General features: G+C 67.7%; 12 protein-coding genes. 9 read left to right on the top strand and 3 right to left on the bottom strand.

Annotation, left to right across the window (positions count from 1 at the left end; genetic code table 11):
• Positions 1-42: 42 nt before the first annotated feature.
• Positions 43-2,139, bottom strand: coding sequence for a 3-hydroxyacyl-CoA dehydrogenase NAD-binding domain-containing protein (locus AC1Q6P_RS14725; RefSeq protein ID WP_492664730.1), 2,097 nt, complete (start codon positions 2,137-2,139; stop codon positions 43-45).
• 199 nt (positions 2,140-2,338) lie between these two features.
• On the opposite strand from AC1Q6P_RS14725, the gene AC1Q6P_RS14720 reads away from it, so the two are divergent.
• Together AC1Q6P_RS14720 and AC1Q6P_RS14715 are read left to right on the top strand one after the other, a co-directional pair.
• Entirely contained in the window at positions 2,339-3,376 is a 1,038-nt protein-coding gene (locus AC1Q6P_RS14720; RefSeq protein ID WP_492664731.1) for a DUF3667 domain-containing protein, read from the top strand.
• 77 nt (positions 3,377-3,453) lie between these two features.
• On the top strand, positions 3,454-4,695 hold the full coding sequence (locus tag AC1Q6P_RS14715) for an esterase/lipase family protein (protein ID WP_492664732.1): 1,242 nt from the start codon (positions 3,454-3,456) through the stop codon (positions 4,693-4,695).
• A 6-nt stretch (positions 4,696-4,701) separates the two neighbouring features.
• Here the strand turns inward: AC1Q6P_RS14715 and prsT are convergent, their stop codons facing one another.
• A complete protein-coding gene (gene prsT, locus AC1Q6P_RS14710; RefSeq protein WP_492664733.1) occupies positions 4,702-7,560 on the bottom strand; it encodes an XrtA/PEP-CTERM system TPR-repeat protein PrsT in 2,859 nt (952 codons plus the stop codon).
• A 233-nt stretch (positions 7,561-7,793) separates the two neighbouring features.
• Between prsT and AC1Q6P_RS14705 the strand changes: the two genes are divergently transcribed.
• The 6 genes from AC1Q6P_RS14705 (at position 7,794) to AC1Q6P_RS14680 (ending at position 12,340) form a co-directional block, all read left to right on the top strand.
• Positions 7,794-9,296: a protein adenylyltransferase SelO gene (locus AC1Q6P_RS14705; RefSeq protein ID WP_492664734.1), complete on the top strand. Its 1,503-nt coding sequence runs from the start codon at positions 7,794-7,796 to the stop codon at positions 9,294-9,296.
• On the top strand, positions 9,293-9,709 hold the full coding sequence (gene msrB, locus AC1Q6P_RS14700; protein WP_492664735.1) for a peptide-methionine (R)-S-oxide reductase MsrB: 417 nt from the start codon (positions 9,293-9,295) through the stop codon (positions 9,707-9,709). Before AC1Q6P_RS14705 ends, msrB begins: the two co-directional genes overlap by 4 nt.
• Before the next feature lie 66 nt (positions 9,710-9,775).
• Positions 9,776-10,453 carry a septation protein A gene (locus AC1Q6P_RS14695; RefSeq protein WP_492664736.1) on the top strand — a complete coding sequence of 226 codons (678 nt, stop codon included), beginning with the start codon at positions 9,776-9,778 and terminating at the stop codon, positions 10,451-10,453.
• On the top strand, positions 10,450-10,722 hold the full coding sequence (locus AC1Q6P_RS14690; protein ID WP_102766445.1) for a BolA family protein: 273 nt from the start codon (positions 10,450-10,452) through the stop codon (positions 10,720-10,722). Before AC1Q6P_RS14695 ends, AC1Q6P_RS14690 begins: the two co-directional genes overlap by 4 nt.
• 59 nt (positions 10,723-10,781) lie before the next feature.
• Positions 10,782-11,585 (top strand): peptidylprolyl isomerase, encoded by an 804-nt coding sequence (locus AC1Q6P_RS14685; protein ID WP_102766444.1) that lies wholly within the window; start codon positions 10,782-10,784, stop codon positions 11,583-11,585.
• 191 nt (positions 11,586-11,776) lie between these two features.
• A complete protein-coding gene (locus AC1Q6P_RS14680) occupies positions 11,777-12,340 on the top strand; it encodes a DUF2062 domain-containing protein (protein WP_165794434.1) in 564 nt (187 codons plus the stop codon).
• On the opposite strand, the gene AC1Q6P_RS14675 is transcribed toward AC1Q6P_RS14680, so the two are convergent.
• Positions 12,337-13,050, bottom strand: coding sequence for an ABC transporter ATP-binding protein (locus AC1Q6P_RS14675; protein ID WP_492664737.1), 714 nt, complete (start codon positions 13,048-13,050; stop codon positions 12,337-12,339). The genes AC1Q6P_RS14680 and AC1Q6P_RS14675 overlap by 4 nt on opposite strands.
• 19 nt (positions 13,051-13,069) lie before the next feature.
• On the opposite strand from AC1Q6P_RS14675, the gene AC1Q6P_RS14670 reads away from it, so the two are divergent.
• Entirely contained in the window at positions 13,070-13,777 is a 708-nt protein-coding gene (locus tag AC1Q6P_RS14670; protein WP_492664738.1) for an arylesterase, read from the top strand.
• The last annotated feature ends 74 nt before the right edge of the window (positions 13,778-13,851 follow it).

The raw sequence follows: 13,851 nt of genomic DNA, 5'->3' as shown, positions 1-13,851 counted from the left end.
GAGGTGTGAGGTCGAGGCGGGTCTTCGGGGCAGGAGGGATGTTCAGCTGTCGAAGCTCTTGCCCTCGGCCACCAGGCGCTGCAGCAGGGGCGCGGGCTCCCAGAAGGCCGCATCGTCCATGGGGTTGCGTGCCAGGCGCTTCATGGCCTGCAGCACATTGAAAAGGCCCAGGCTGTCGGCATAGCACATGGGGCCGCCGCGCCAGAGCGGGAAGCCATAGCCGCTAAGGTAGACCATGTCGATGTCCGAAGCGCGTTGGGCGATGCCCTCCTCCAGCAGGCGGGCGCCCTCGTTGACCAGGGCCAGCACCAGGCGCTCGACGATCTCCTCATCGCGGATCTGGCGCGGCTGCAGGCCCTGGGCGGCGCGGTACTCGGCCAGCAAGGCTGCCACCTCGGGCGAAGGCAGGGCCTCGCGCCGGCCGGGCCGGTAGTCGTACCAGCCGGCTTGGGTCTTCTGACCGAAGCGGCCGCGCTCGCACAGGCGGTCGGCGCTTTGCGAATAGCGCTGCTCGGGCCGCTCGATCGCGCGGCGCTTGCGGATGGCCCAGCTGATGTCGTTGCCAGCCAGATCGTTCATGCGGAAGGGGCCCATGGCGAAGCCAAAGTCCTCGGCCGCGCGGTCCACCTGCTCGGGCGAGCAGCCCTCGTCCAGCAGAAACCCGGCCTGGCGCGCGTACTGCTCGATCATGCGGTTGCCGATGAAGCCGTCGCAGACACCGGCCACCACCGCCGTCTTGCGGATCTTCTTGGCCAGGGCCATGGCGGTGGCCAGCACATCGTGGCCGGTGGCCGCGCCGCGCACCACCTCCAGCAGCTTCATCACCTGGGCCGGGCTGAAGAAATGCAGGCCCAGCACATCCTGCGGGCGGCGAGTGAAACCGGCGATGGTGTTGATGTCCAGGGTCGAGGTGTTGGAGGCCAGGATGGCACCGGGCTTGGCCGCCGCGTCGATCTGCTCGAAGACCTGGCGCTTGACGTCCAGGTCTTCGAACACCGCTTCGATCACCAGGTCGGCCTCGGCGATATCGGCATAGCTCAGGCTGCCGCGCAGCAGGGCCAGGCGCGCGTCCAGCTTGTCCTGCTTGAGCTTGCCCTTGCTCAGCTGCGCCTCATAGCTGCTGCGGATGCGGGCCAGGCCGCGCTCCAGCGCCTCGGCCTGGCTTTCCACAAGCACGACGGGCAGGCCAGCGTTGAGGAAATTCATGGCGATGCCGCTGCCCATGGTGCCGGCGCCGATCACCGCCACCTGGCGGATCTCGCGCAGCGGCGTGCCGGGCGGCAAATCGGCGATCTTGGACGCCGCCCGCTCGGCCACAAAAGCATGGCGCAAGGCCTTGGACTCGGGCGTGATCATCAGCGCCGCAAAGCCCTCGCGCTCGGCGCGCAGGCCTTGCTCGAAAGGCAGGTTCACGGCGGCAGCCACCGCCTCCAGGCAGCGCAGCGGCGCGGGGAAGTTGCGGCTCTGCGCGGCCACCATGTTTCGAGCGAACTGGAAGAAGGCTTCAGGGTTGGTGTGTGTGGCCGGCAGATCGCGCACGCGCGGCAGCGGGCGCTGCGCGGCGATCTCGCCGGCAAAGGCCAGGGCCGCCTCCAGCACCTCGCCGGCCACCACCCGGTCGAACAGCTTTTGCCCGGGCACCTGGGCCAGCAGTTCGGCCGCCACGATCTCGCCGCTGACGATCAGGTTCAGCGCCGCCTCCACACCGAGGGCACGCGGCAGGCGCTGCGTGCCGCCGGCGCCGGGCAGCAGGCCCAGTTTCACCTCGGGCAAGGCGACCTTGCTGCCGGCGGCCACCACACGGTAGTGGCAGCTCAGGGCCAGCTCCAGACCACCTCCCATGCAAACGCTGTGCACAGCCGCCACCACCGGCTTGCTGCAGGCTTCGACGAACGTCACCACGCTGGGCAGATTGGGTTCGCTCATGGCCTTGGGGCTGCCGAACTCCTTGATGTCGGCCCCGCCCGAGAAGGCCGCGCCGGCGCCCGTCAGCACCACGGCCGTGACGGCTGGGTCGGCCTCGGCCCGCTCGATGGCAGCGACGATGGCCTGGCGCGTCGCCAAGCCCAGGCCGTTGACCGGCGGATTGTTCAGGGTGATGACAGCGCTGCTGCCGCGGACTTCGTACAAAGCGGTCATGGTGGGGCCTTGTGAACAGGTTCGAACCGAGGGCGCAGACACGAGGGCCGGCCCAGAAAATAGAACGATCGTTCGATTCTAGGCAGGCGGCGGCGCGCTGTCCTGTCCCAGCGGTGACAGGCCGGGTCTGCGGACCTCAGGGTTAGCCCGAGTCGGCCGGCTTGCGCCTAATATGCGCGGCCTTCCAGAATCGACACCTATGCGTCTTTCACTGCGTCCCCCTCGCTTTCTTGCCGCCGTCCTGCACCCCGACATCCCCAGCGATCCGGCGCTCTGCCCCAACTGCGGCAGCCGTTTCGCCGAGCCACGACCGAACTACTGCGGTGAATGCGGGCAGGAATCGCGGGTGCGCGCCCCGACCCTGGGCGAGTTCACCCAGCAGCTCGGTGGTGCCTACATCTCGATGGAAGGCGCGCTCTGGCGCACGCTCTGGCGTCTGCTGCTCCTGCCCGGACAGCTGACACTGGAGTATCTGAAAGGCCGCCGCCGCCGCTATGTGCTGCCCCTGCGCCTGTACCTGACCATCAGCGTGCTGGCCTTGCTGGCCCTGCGCCTGGTGACGGCGCCCAAGCTGGAGGCGCAAGCCGAGGAGGACGCCCAAGCCGCTGCTGCCATCGCTGTCACGGCGTCAGCGCCAGCATCCACGGCCTTGCAGGCAGGCACTCCAGCATCGGCGCCTGCCTCGGCAAGCCGCGGCGCCGTGGTGGAGCTGGACCCGGGCGACGACCAGAACTTCCAGGTCGGTGGCTTGGCCGGCCTGCGCTTTGGCATCAAGAACCAGAAGTTCTTCTGCGAGGGCTTGCCCGTATCCATGTGCAAGCGCCTCGAGAAACGCCTGGCCCAGGGCCGCGGGCACCTGAAGCAGGAAATCCTGCATGTGGTCACGCGCAGTCTCAACAACCTCGGCCTGACGATGTTCCTGCTGCTGCCGGCCTTTGCCCTGTGGCTGAAGCTGATCTTCATCGACAAGCGCATGCGCTACACCGAGCACCTGGTCTTTGCCCTGCATCTGCATGCCTTCTGGTTCGCCATGCTGCTGCTGATGCTGGTTCCGGTGGAGGGACTGCAACTGACCGCCACATTCGCCAGCATGGGCTACGCCCTGGTCGCCATCCAGCGCGTCTACCGCACGCGCTGGTGGAGCACGCTGCTGCGGTCCTCGCTGCTGGCCACACTCAATGTGTGCGTGACCTCCTTGATCCTGGCCCTGCTCTTCCTGGCCAATCTGGTGAGCTGAGCCTAGGCACGGCCGGGCGGGGCCGCCCACAATGCGCGGGCGCGGCGTGATCTCTTGTCATCCGCCCGCCTGCTGCCATGCCCAAGCCCACACGCCGCAAGGCCACCCATTTGCTGAGCGCCCGCGAGCTGCGCGGCCTGGCCCAGCTGGCCACCCAGGGCACGCTGGGCGTGACCGACATCGTCGAGGGCATGCATCAGGCCGTCTGGTCACGGCTGGGATTGCAGGGCCGCCGCGAGGAAGAAAAAACCCGCAGCGCCGGCCTGACCGGCCTGGTCTACCGCAGCATCCGCGGCAGCACACGCCTGCTGGGCCGAGGTGTCGACCAGTTGCTGGCCACCTGGCCGGCCGATGAATCGCAGGAGGCCGGCGAGCCCTCGCCCCAGCGCCTGGCCCTGCTGGCCGCACTCAACGGCGTGATGGGCGACCATCTGGCCGAGAGTGGCAACCCGCTGGCCCTGGCCATGACGGTGCAGAACCCGGATGCACTCAGCGCCGCGCCCACGGGCCACCTGCTGCTGCTGATCCACGGCCTCTGCATGAACGACCTGCAGTGGCGCAGCGTGAGCGAAGGCGGGCACAGCCATGACCATGGCGAGGTCCTGGCCCGCGCCCTGGGCGCCAGCCGGCTCTACCTGCGCTACAACTCGGGCCGCCATATCTCGGAGAACGGCCGAGACTTGGCTCAGCTCTTGCAGCAAACGGTAGACGCCTGGCCGGTGCCGGTCAAACGCATCACCCTCGTCGGCCACAGCATGGGCGGCCTGGTGGCACGCAGCGCCGTGAAGCGGGCGCAAGACCAAGGCCTGAGCTGGCCAGGGCAGCTGCACAGCCTGGTCTTCCTGGGTTCACCGCACCAAGGTGCGCCGCTGGAGCGGGCCGGGCATTGGGTGGACCTGCTGCTGGGCAGCAACCGCCACAGCGCCCCGCTGGCCCGCCTGGGCCAGCTTCGCAGCGCCGGCATCACCGACCTGCGCCACGGTCTGGTGCAGGACGCCGACTGGCAGGGCCGCGACCGCTTTGCCGCGGGCCCTGTGCCGCACCAAGCCCTGCCCTTGCCGGCCGGCATCGCCTGCTACGCGCTGGCCGGCACCACGGCCACCAAGCGCAGCCCTATGGCCGACCGCCTGCTTGGCGATGGCCTGGTGCCTCTGCGCAGCGCCCTGGGCGAGCATGAGGACCCCACCCTGCGCCTGAACTTCGCGCCCGAGGCGCGCCACATCGCCTACCGCACCGGTCACCTGCAGCTGCTCAGCAGCCCGGCGATCAGCCGGCAGCTGCTGGCCTGGCTGGCACCGTCGCCAGGCAACTCCAAATAAAGCGCTTCAGAGCCCGCGCAGCAGCTGCTGCACTTCAGCCTGGTTGCCATACTGCTTGCCCACGGTGGCCAGGCGGTTCAGCTCGGCCGCGGCCAGGCGCTTGTCACCCGACTTGAGGTAGAGCTTGGCCAGACGCAGGCGCAGCTCGTGGTTCTGCGGCTGCAGCTCCAGGGCCTGGGTCTGCACCTCGATGGCGCGCGGCAGCTTGTTCTCCGCCTCCAGCACCGAGGACAAGGTGTCCAGGAAAGGCGCCTGCTTGGGCGCCAGCTGCACCGCCTTCTCGGCCAGGGCCAAGGCGCCGGGCTTGTTGAGCTTCATGCCCAGCCAGGCCAGGTTGTTGAGCACGGCCGGGTTTTCGGGCTGCAGCTTCTGCACGGCGGCAAAGCGCGCTTCGGCTGCCTGCAGCTGGCCCTGGGTCAGCTCGACACCACCGATGTAGAACAGAAACTCGGCATCGTCCGGATGGGCCTTGATCCAGTCGGCCGTGTGCTTGTCGGCCTCAGCCTTATTGCCGGCAGCGCTCAGCACGTAGTGCAGCTTGCTGGCGATGGTGCTGTCGGGCGCCTTGTCCAGGCTGCGGCGCATGGCGGCGGCGGCCGGTGCCCAGGCTTTCTGCTGGGCCTGGACATCGCCTTCCAGGCTGTAGCCCAGGGGCGAGCCCGGCGCGCGCTTTTGCAGGGCGGCGGCGGTGGCGAGCGCCTCCTTGACCTCGCCATTGCTCAGCTGCAGCTCACCCAGACGGCGTTGCACGACCAGGTTGTCAGGGGCCAGCTCCAGCGCACGCTTGAGGTGGCCGATGGCCGTGGGGTATTTCTTCAAGGCCACATAGACCTCGGCCAGACGAAGGGACGGCAGCGGCGAGCGCGGCTGGGCACGGGCCAGGGCATTGAAGGACTCCAGCGCCTGCTGGTATTCGCCAGCCAGGGCACGCGCGCGACCTTGAGCCTCCATCAGCTCGGGGCTCTCCGGCAAGGCAGCCACGCCCTGCTCGGCAGCGCTCAACGCGGCCTTGAGGTTCTGCGACTTCAGCTGGAAATCGATCAGTGCCACGCGCGCTGCGGGGGCATTGGGCTTGGTGGTGATGGCCTTGGTGATCATGGCCTCGACCTCGGCCTTGGTGCCGCCGGCCTGCTCATGCAGCTCGGCCAGGGCCAGTTGGGCGTTGACGTTGTCAGGCTGAGCCACCAGCAAGGCCTCGAAGCGCTTCTTGGCCGCCGCGGGCTGCTTGTCGTTCAGATCCAGCGAGGCCAGCAAGGCGGCGGCCGGGTAGAAGGTGGCGTCCACCTTCAGGGCTTGTTCCAGGCTCTTGCGCGCGGCCGGCACATCGCGGCGGGCCAGGTAGACCAGGCCGCGCAGATTGTGAGCCATGGGTTTGTTGGGCTGCTTGCGCTCCAGCACCTCGATCGCGGACAGGGCCTTGTCGAGGTCGCGGCGCTGCAGGTGGGCGCGGATCAAAGCCACATCGGCCACGGTGCTGGGGTCGGCATCGGAAATGGTCTTGAGCTCGGCCAGCACCTCTTCGGGCGAGGCCGTGCCGGCCTTGCCCAGGGCGAGCTGGGTGCGGCTGCGCATATCGCCGGGGTTGAGCTTGGCGGCTTGGGCAAAGAAGGCCGCGGCCTTCTTGTCATCGCCGTTCTGGCGGTAGGCCTCGCCGGCCAGGGAGAAGAGCTGGGCGTCCACCACATTGCCGTTTTGCAGCAGTGGTGAGATCACGGCCACGGCGCGCGCGGGCCGGCCGGTCAGCAGGTAGACCTGGGTCAGCATGCGGCGGGCGATGCCCAGATTGGGCGCCAGCTTGAGGGCCTTGCCCAGATGCTCTTCGGCCTGCACATAGCCCTTGAGCTCAAACTCGACCGCGCCGGCCAGCTGCAGGGCCAGGGGGTTCTCGGGCGCCTGCTTGAGCAGCTGCTGGCTGAGCTCGCGGGCGCGGTTGAAATCGCGCTGGCGGAAGCTCAGCAGGGCTTCGAAATACACGGTTTGCGGGTGGCTGGGCAGCACCTTCTTGAGTGCAGCCAGCTGCTCGGTGGCGGCCGGCAGGTCGCCGTTGTCCAGCCAGAAATTGAGCAGGCCGGTGTGGGCCGCGGCATCGCCGGGCTGCAATTTGATGGCCTCGCGGTAGGCGTCGACTGCAGTCTTGGCCGTGCCGGTCAACGCGCTGCCAGCCTCCGGCGCCGAACTGGCGCCGGCCACGCCGGCACTGGCCGCCGCGGCGAGCGCCTGGGCGCCCTCGACCCGCCGGTTGACCATCAGGATGTCACCCTTGAGCCGCCAGACCTCGGCCAGCTTGGGGTCGCGCTGCAAAAGGCTGTCGATCATCTGCAGGGCCCCGGTGAAGTCGCCATCGCGCGCCTTCATGCGCACTTGCAGGGTCTGCGTGGGCGGGTACTCGGGCTGCAGCTGCAGAGCTTCGGCAATGGCCGCATGGGCCTTGTCCGAAGCACCGGTCGACTCAAAAGCGATGGCCAGCGAGGTCAGCAGATCGGCTTGCGACTTGGGATCGCCGAGCTTGGTGTTGCCCTGCTGTTCGATCAACGCCTTGAACGCTTCATTGGCCACCTGGGCGCGGGCCATCAGGGGAACGACCTGGTCGGCCGCGAACTTCAACGCGATCGCCTTACCCAGCTCGACCTCGGCCGAGCGGCTGTCGCCGACGTCGAGGAAGGCCTTGCCCAGCATGAAACGAGCCTCACCGGACTCGGGCGACTTCTGCAAGGCGTTTTTGAGCTGGATGATGGCGGTCTTGCTGTCGCCCTTGCCGATCGAGGTCTTGGCCGAGGCCATCAGGCTGTCATAACTCTCTCCACCACAGGCTGCGAGCAGGCAAGCGGTCAACAGACTGGTGGCAATCAGCTTGGGCGTGGACATGGGCAGTGGCGGCAAGAGCGCGGTCAGAGAACAAAGGCGATCACCCGGGGCGACAAGCTGGGCCGGGCGGGATGGGCAAAGCCGGCAAAGTATAGGGTCCACCCAGGCGTGGACAGGCAGCGCCAGCCCCTCGGCCAGGGGGCTGGCTGTGCGAGGGCCGAGCGGCCGCTGGCAGTGCCGCTCCAGCAGCCCCACAGCCCCTGAGGCCAGGGGTGGCTGGCTACACTGAGCCCATGAGTTTTCCAAGCGCCTCGCCGCCCCAGGCCGAACACTGGCGGAACCGTTTCGCCAGCCTGGGCCCGGCCTTCTTCACCGAGCTGCCGCCGCAAGGCATGCCGCAACCGGTCTGGGTGGCGCACAGCGCCAGCTGCGCGGCCGAGCTCGGCTGGCCCGAGAACTGGTGGCAGCGCGAAGACTGGAACGCCTTGCAGGTGCTCAGCGGCAATGCCGCCTGGCCCGGCATGCGCAGCCTGGCCAGCGTCTACAGCGGCCACCAGTTCGGCGTCTGGGCCGGTCAGCTCGGCGATGGCCGCGCGCACCTGCTGGGCGAGATCACCACGCCCAGCGGCAGCCTGGAGCTGCAGCTCAAGGGCGCCGGCCTCACGCCCTACTCGCGCCGCGGCGACGGCCGCGCCGTGCTGCGCTCCTCGATCCGCGAGTTCCTCTGCTCCGAGGCCATGCACGCGCTGGGCATCCCCAGCACCCGCGCCCTGGCGCTGAGCGCTTCGGCCCTGCCGGTGCGGCGCGAGAGCCTGGAGACTGCCGCCATCGTCACCCGAGTGGCACCGAGTTTTCTGCGCTTTGGCCATTTCGAGCACTTCGCTCACCACCAGAAGCCGGCGCAGCTGCGCCAGCTGGCCGATCACTTCATCGCCGAGCATGCGCCGGCCTGCCTCGAATCGGGCGCGCCCTACATCGCCCTGTTGGAGCAGGTGGCGCGCCAGACCGGCAGCCTGCTCGCCCATTGGCAGGCCGTAGGCTTCTGCCACGGGGTGATGAACACGGACAATATGTCCATGCTGGGCCTGACCATCGACTACGGCCCCTTCGGCTTCCTCGACGGCTTCGACCCCGGCCACATCTGCAATCACTCCGACCACCAAGGCCGTTATGCCTTTGCCCGCCAGCCCAGCGTGGCCTTCTGGAACCTGCATGCCCTGGCCCAGGCCCTGCTGCCCTTGATCCAGAACGAGGGCGAAGCCTCCGAGGCCGCCAGCGAGCGCGCACTCGATGCGATCGAGCCCTACAAGCAGGCCTTCAGCGAGCGCTTCATCGCCCTGATGCGGGCCAAGCTGGGCCTGCACAGCGCGCAGGCCGAAGACACCGCCCTGATCGACGACTGGCTGCGCCTGCTGGCCGCCACCCAGGTGGACTACACCATCGCGCACCGCCGGCTCAGCCAGCTCGGCCTGCACGATGACCCCGGCGCCTTGCGTGACCTGTTCCTGGACCGTGAGGCCTTCGAGGCCTGGGCCCAGCGCTACCGCAGCCGCCTGCAGGCCGAGGCCAGCCAGGATGGCCCGCGTCAGGCGGCCATGTGCGCGGTCAACCCGGCCGTGGTGCTGCGCAACCATCTGGCCGAGGGCGCCATCCGCGCCGCCCAGGCCGGTGATTTCTCCGAAACCCAGCGCCTGCTGCAGGTGCTGCAGCGGCCGTTTGACGAACCCACGCAGGCCAGCGACGCGGCCTTCCCGCCCGACTGGGCCCACACCCTGGAGGTTTCCTGTTCATCATGAGCGACCCCAAAAAACAGTACCCGGTGCAGAAGAGCGATGCCGAATGGCGCGCCCAACTCGACCCGATGCAATACCAGGTGGCCCGCCAGGCCGGCACCGAACGCGCCTTCACCGGCAAGTACTGGGACCATTTCGAGAAGAACGGCCTCTACCGCTGCGTCGGCTGTGGCGAAGCGCTGTTCGCGCCCGAGACCAAGTTCGATGCCGGCTGCGGCTGGCCCAGCTACTGGGCGCCGGTCAACTCGGAGCTGATCGAGCGAATCGTCGATGAGAGCCACGGCATGGTGCGCATCGAAGTGCGCTGCAACAACTGCGGCTCCCACCTGGGCCATGTCTTCCCGGACGGCCCTGAACCCACGGGCGAACGCTTTTGCATCAACTCCGCCGCGATAGACTTCGCGCCCAAGCCTTGAGGACTCCCTTCGCGGCTGCTTGTTGACGAATTCCCCGCGAGGCCCAACGCCCCGCCGCTCTTGCACATGAAGCTCCTGCTCGACTTTCTGCCGCTGATCCTGTTCTTTGCCACCTTCAAGTACGCAGAGGCCCACAAGGACTGGGCCGCGGCCTTTGCCACCGAGCATTTCGGTTTCATGGTTTCGGGCGGCAAGGTCGGCACCGAAGAAGCCGCCGTGCTGCTGGCCACTCTGGTGGTGATGGTGGCCACGCTGACCCAGGCCCTGCTGCTCAAGCTGCGCGGCAAGAAGATCGACCTGATGCTCTGGATCAGCCTAGCCCTGGTCGTGGTGCTGGGCGGGGCGACCATCTGGTTCCACAACGAAACCTTCATCAAGTGGAAGCCCACCGGCCTGTACTGGGGCATGGCCCTGGTGTTCTGGGGCTCGGCCCAGTTCTTCAAGAAGAACCTGATTCAGAAGATGCTGGGTGCAGAGCTGGAGCTGCCCGCCTTTGTCTGGCAGAACCTGAACCGCGCCTGGGTGCTGTTCTTCGCCACCCTCGGTATTGCCAATCTCTACGTGGCCTACAACTTCACGACCTCGACCTGGGCCGACTTCAAGGTCTTCGGCGTCACCGGATTGATCCTGGTGTTCACCGTGGCCCAGGGCGTCTACCTGAGCCGCCACCTGCCCGAGCCGCCGGCCGAAGACAAGGCCGACGAGAAGCCCACGGCCCAGGAAGCCCAAGGACCCCAGGCATGAGTCACCCCGCCCTGAGCCAGGAAATCCATGCCCGGCTGCAAGCCGCCCTCAGCCCCGAATCGCTCGAGGTGCAGGATGACAGCCACCTCCATGCCGGCCACGCCGGTGCCCGGGAAGGTGGGCATTACTCCGTGCGCATCTGCAGCAGCCGCTTCGCCGGCCTGGGCCGCGTGGCGCGCCATCGGCTCGTATATCATTCGTTGGGTGAGTTGATGCAGCAAGGCATCCATGCGCTGGCGATCGACGCCAGCACACCCCAAGAAAACTGATTCTTCACACAATCGATCAGCGCCGATACGGCGCATTTTTTTAGCCTAAAGCCCTACCCATGAAGAAGTTTGTGCTTGCCGCCTCCGTCGCGGCCCTGTCCGCTGCGCTCCTGCCCATGTCGGCCAGCGCGCAGAACCTCGCCATCGTGAACGGCAAAGCCGTGCCCAAGGCACGCGCCGAGCAGCTGATCGGCCAAGTCACCAAGAGCGGCCAACAGCCCCGCACGCCGGAGCTGGAAACCCAGGTCAAGGATGAAGTCGTGCTGCGCGAGATCTTCATGCAGGAAGCCGAGAAGCGCGGCATCCCGGCCAGCGCCGACTACAAGGCCCAGATGGAACTGGCCCGTCAGAGCATCCTGATCCGCGAACTGTTCGCCGACTACGCCAAGAAGAACCCCGTCACCGAAGCCGACGCCAAGGCCGAGTACGAGAAATTCAAGGCCCAGAACAGCGGCGAAGAAGTGCGCGCCCGCCACATCCTGGTCGAGAAGGAAGACGACGCCAAGGCCCTGATCGCCCAGATCAAGGGTGGCGCCAAGTTCGAAGAGCTGGCCAGCAAGAACTCCAAGGACACCGGCTCGGCCGCCAATGGTGGCGACCTGGACTTCGCCAAGCCCAGCAGCTATGTCCCTGAGTTCGCCGAAGCCATCACCAAGCTGAAGAAGGGCGAAATGACCGACGCGCCGGTCAAGACCCAGTACGGTTTCCACATCATCAAGGTCGAAGACACACGCGAAGCCCAGTTCCCGGCCTTCGACGACGTCAAGGCTCAGATTCTGCAGCGCCTGCAACAGCAGAAGGTCGGCGCCTTCCAGCAAGAGCTGAAGAGCAAGGCCAAGACCGACTACAAGTTCGCCAACTGATGTGCCATTGCGCTGCGCGCCCGCGGCCGCGCGCTCAAACCCTGAGTTTGGGCGGCGGCTTCTCGGCCCGCAGCGCCTGAGGTCCGCACCAAGACCTGCAGGATCAGAACCCGCGCAACGCCCTTCGGCGTCCGCGGGTTTTTCATGAGCGAAACACGCCACCCACCCTGCCCGCCCGCCGAGGTTCTCGCTTGCCTGCCTCCCGCCTCGCCCGCCGCATCCTGCCCCACCCGGACACCCTGGCCGACACGCCGGGTCTGCGCTGGCTGGGCCACTACCTGGCCCCGCGTCCCTGGCTGTGGGTCGCACACCGACGCCGCGTGGCCCTCGGCGTGGCCGTGGGCCTGGCCATCGGCGTCATCCCCTTGCCAACCCAGATGGTGCTCGCGGCTGTGCTGGCCATCATCTGCCGCGCCAATGTGGCCGCAGCCATTGCGGCCACCTGGCTGACCAATCCCTTCACCTTGGTGCCGATCTGGAGCCTGGCCATCGCGCTGGGCCGCCTGGCCTCGGGGCACAACGGGCCGATCGCCACGCCGGAGATGCTGGCCATCACCTGGAGCGAGCCTTCCAGCTGGCTGCCCTCGGCTTGGGCCTGGGTGCAGGCCCTGGGAGAGCCGCTGCTGATCGGCCTGCCCCTGGCCGGACTCACGCTCGGAGCTGCGGCCTATTTCATCGTGTACATCGGCTGGTGGGCCGTGATCCGCGGCGAACGCTGGCGGCGGCTGCGCCAGCGTGCGCGCAACCGCCGCTAAACGGCTGCTGCTGCAGGTTCTGCCGCTTGCTGACCGGTCTGCTCGAGCAAGCGGCCGGCTTCGATGCGCAACTGCCGCTGGCAGCGCTGCGCAATCGCCAGATCGTGGGTGACGAGCACCAGGGTGGTGCCGGCTTCCCGGTTCAGCTCGAACATCAGCTCCATCACCGCCGCACCGGTCGCGAAATCGAGGCTGCCGGTGGGCTCGTCGGCCAGCAGCAGGGCGGGCCGCTGCACAAAGGCGCGCGCCAGCGCCACGCGCTGCTGCTCTCCCCCCGAGAGCACGCGCGGGTAATGGCCCAATCGCTCGGACAGCCCCACCCGACCCAGCATCTGCGTGGCCAGACTGCGGGCCTGCGGATCGCCGCGCAGCTCCAGCGGCAGCATCACGTTTTCCAGCGCGGTCAGGTTCGGCAGAAGCTGGAAGCTCTGGAACACAAAGCCGAGCTCGGCGCCGCGCACCGCGGCGCGCTGGTCTTCGTCCAGCACAAACAGATCCTGGCCACGCAAGCGCACCGTGCCGCTGCTGGGCGTGTCCAGGCCGGCCAGGATGGCCAGCAAGGTGCTCTTGCCTGAGCCCGAGGCACCGACGATGGCCACCGATTCCCTCGCCCGGAGCGAAAAGCTGATGTCATGCAGAATGCCCAGCTCACCGGTCGCATCACGCACCCGTTTGTTGATGTGATCGACTTCCACAAGAATTTCGGACATGACGGAAGAACCCCAAGGAATGACAAAGGACTGGACGAAGACGCCCGCGACAGCCGCGCGGCGCAGCGTGCTGAAGCAAGCCCTGCACTGTAGCGCCTGCATCCTTGGCCTGGCTTTCGCAGGGTCGGCGATCGCCCAGATCCAAGCCACGGCGACTTCCGAGCGCAAGCTGCTGGTGCTGGGCGACAGCCTCTCGGCCGAATACGGCCTGGCCCGCGGTCAGGGCTGGGTGGCCCTGCTGGAGCAGAAGCTGGCCGGCCACAAGCTGCCGCAAGGCCGACGCTACCAGGTCGTCAATGCCAGCATCAGCGGCGAAACCACGGCCGGCGGCCGCGCGCGCCTCGAGCCCTTGCTCAAGCTGCACAAGCCGGCCGTGCTGATCATCGAGCTGGGCGGCAACGACGCCCTGCGCGGCCTGCCCCTGGCCAGCAGCCGCGAGAACCTGCTGGCCATGGTGCGCGCCGGCAAGGCCGCCGGCGCCAAAGTGCAACTGGTGGGCATGCAGGTGCCGCCCAATTACGGCGCCAGCTATGCGCGCGAATTTGCGAGCCTGTTCCCCGAGGTGGCCAAGGCCGAGAAAATCGCCTTGACGCCCTTCCTGCTGGCCGGCTTCGCCGAAAAACCCGATGCCGAGAGCTGGTTCCAGCCCGACCGCATCCACCCCCTGGCCAAGGCCCATCCGCTGATGCTGGACCAGGTCTGGCCGGTGTTGCTGCCCCTGCTCTGAGCGCCCGCTGAAACAAAAAAAGAAAGCGCTGCGCCCGGGAGGACGGCAGCGCTTGGGCTGAGACGGCGGAAGGT

The sequence above is a fragment of the Roseateles sp. GW835-FHT13E02 genome, assembly GCF_058794035.1.
Note: the sequence above shows the minus strand (reverse complement) of the source record. Positions and strands in the feature narration are given on the sequence as shown.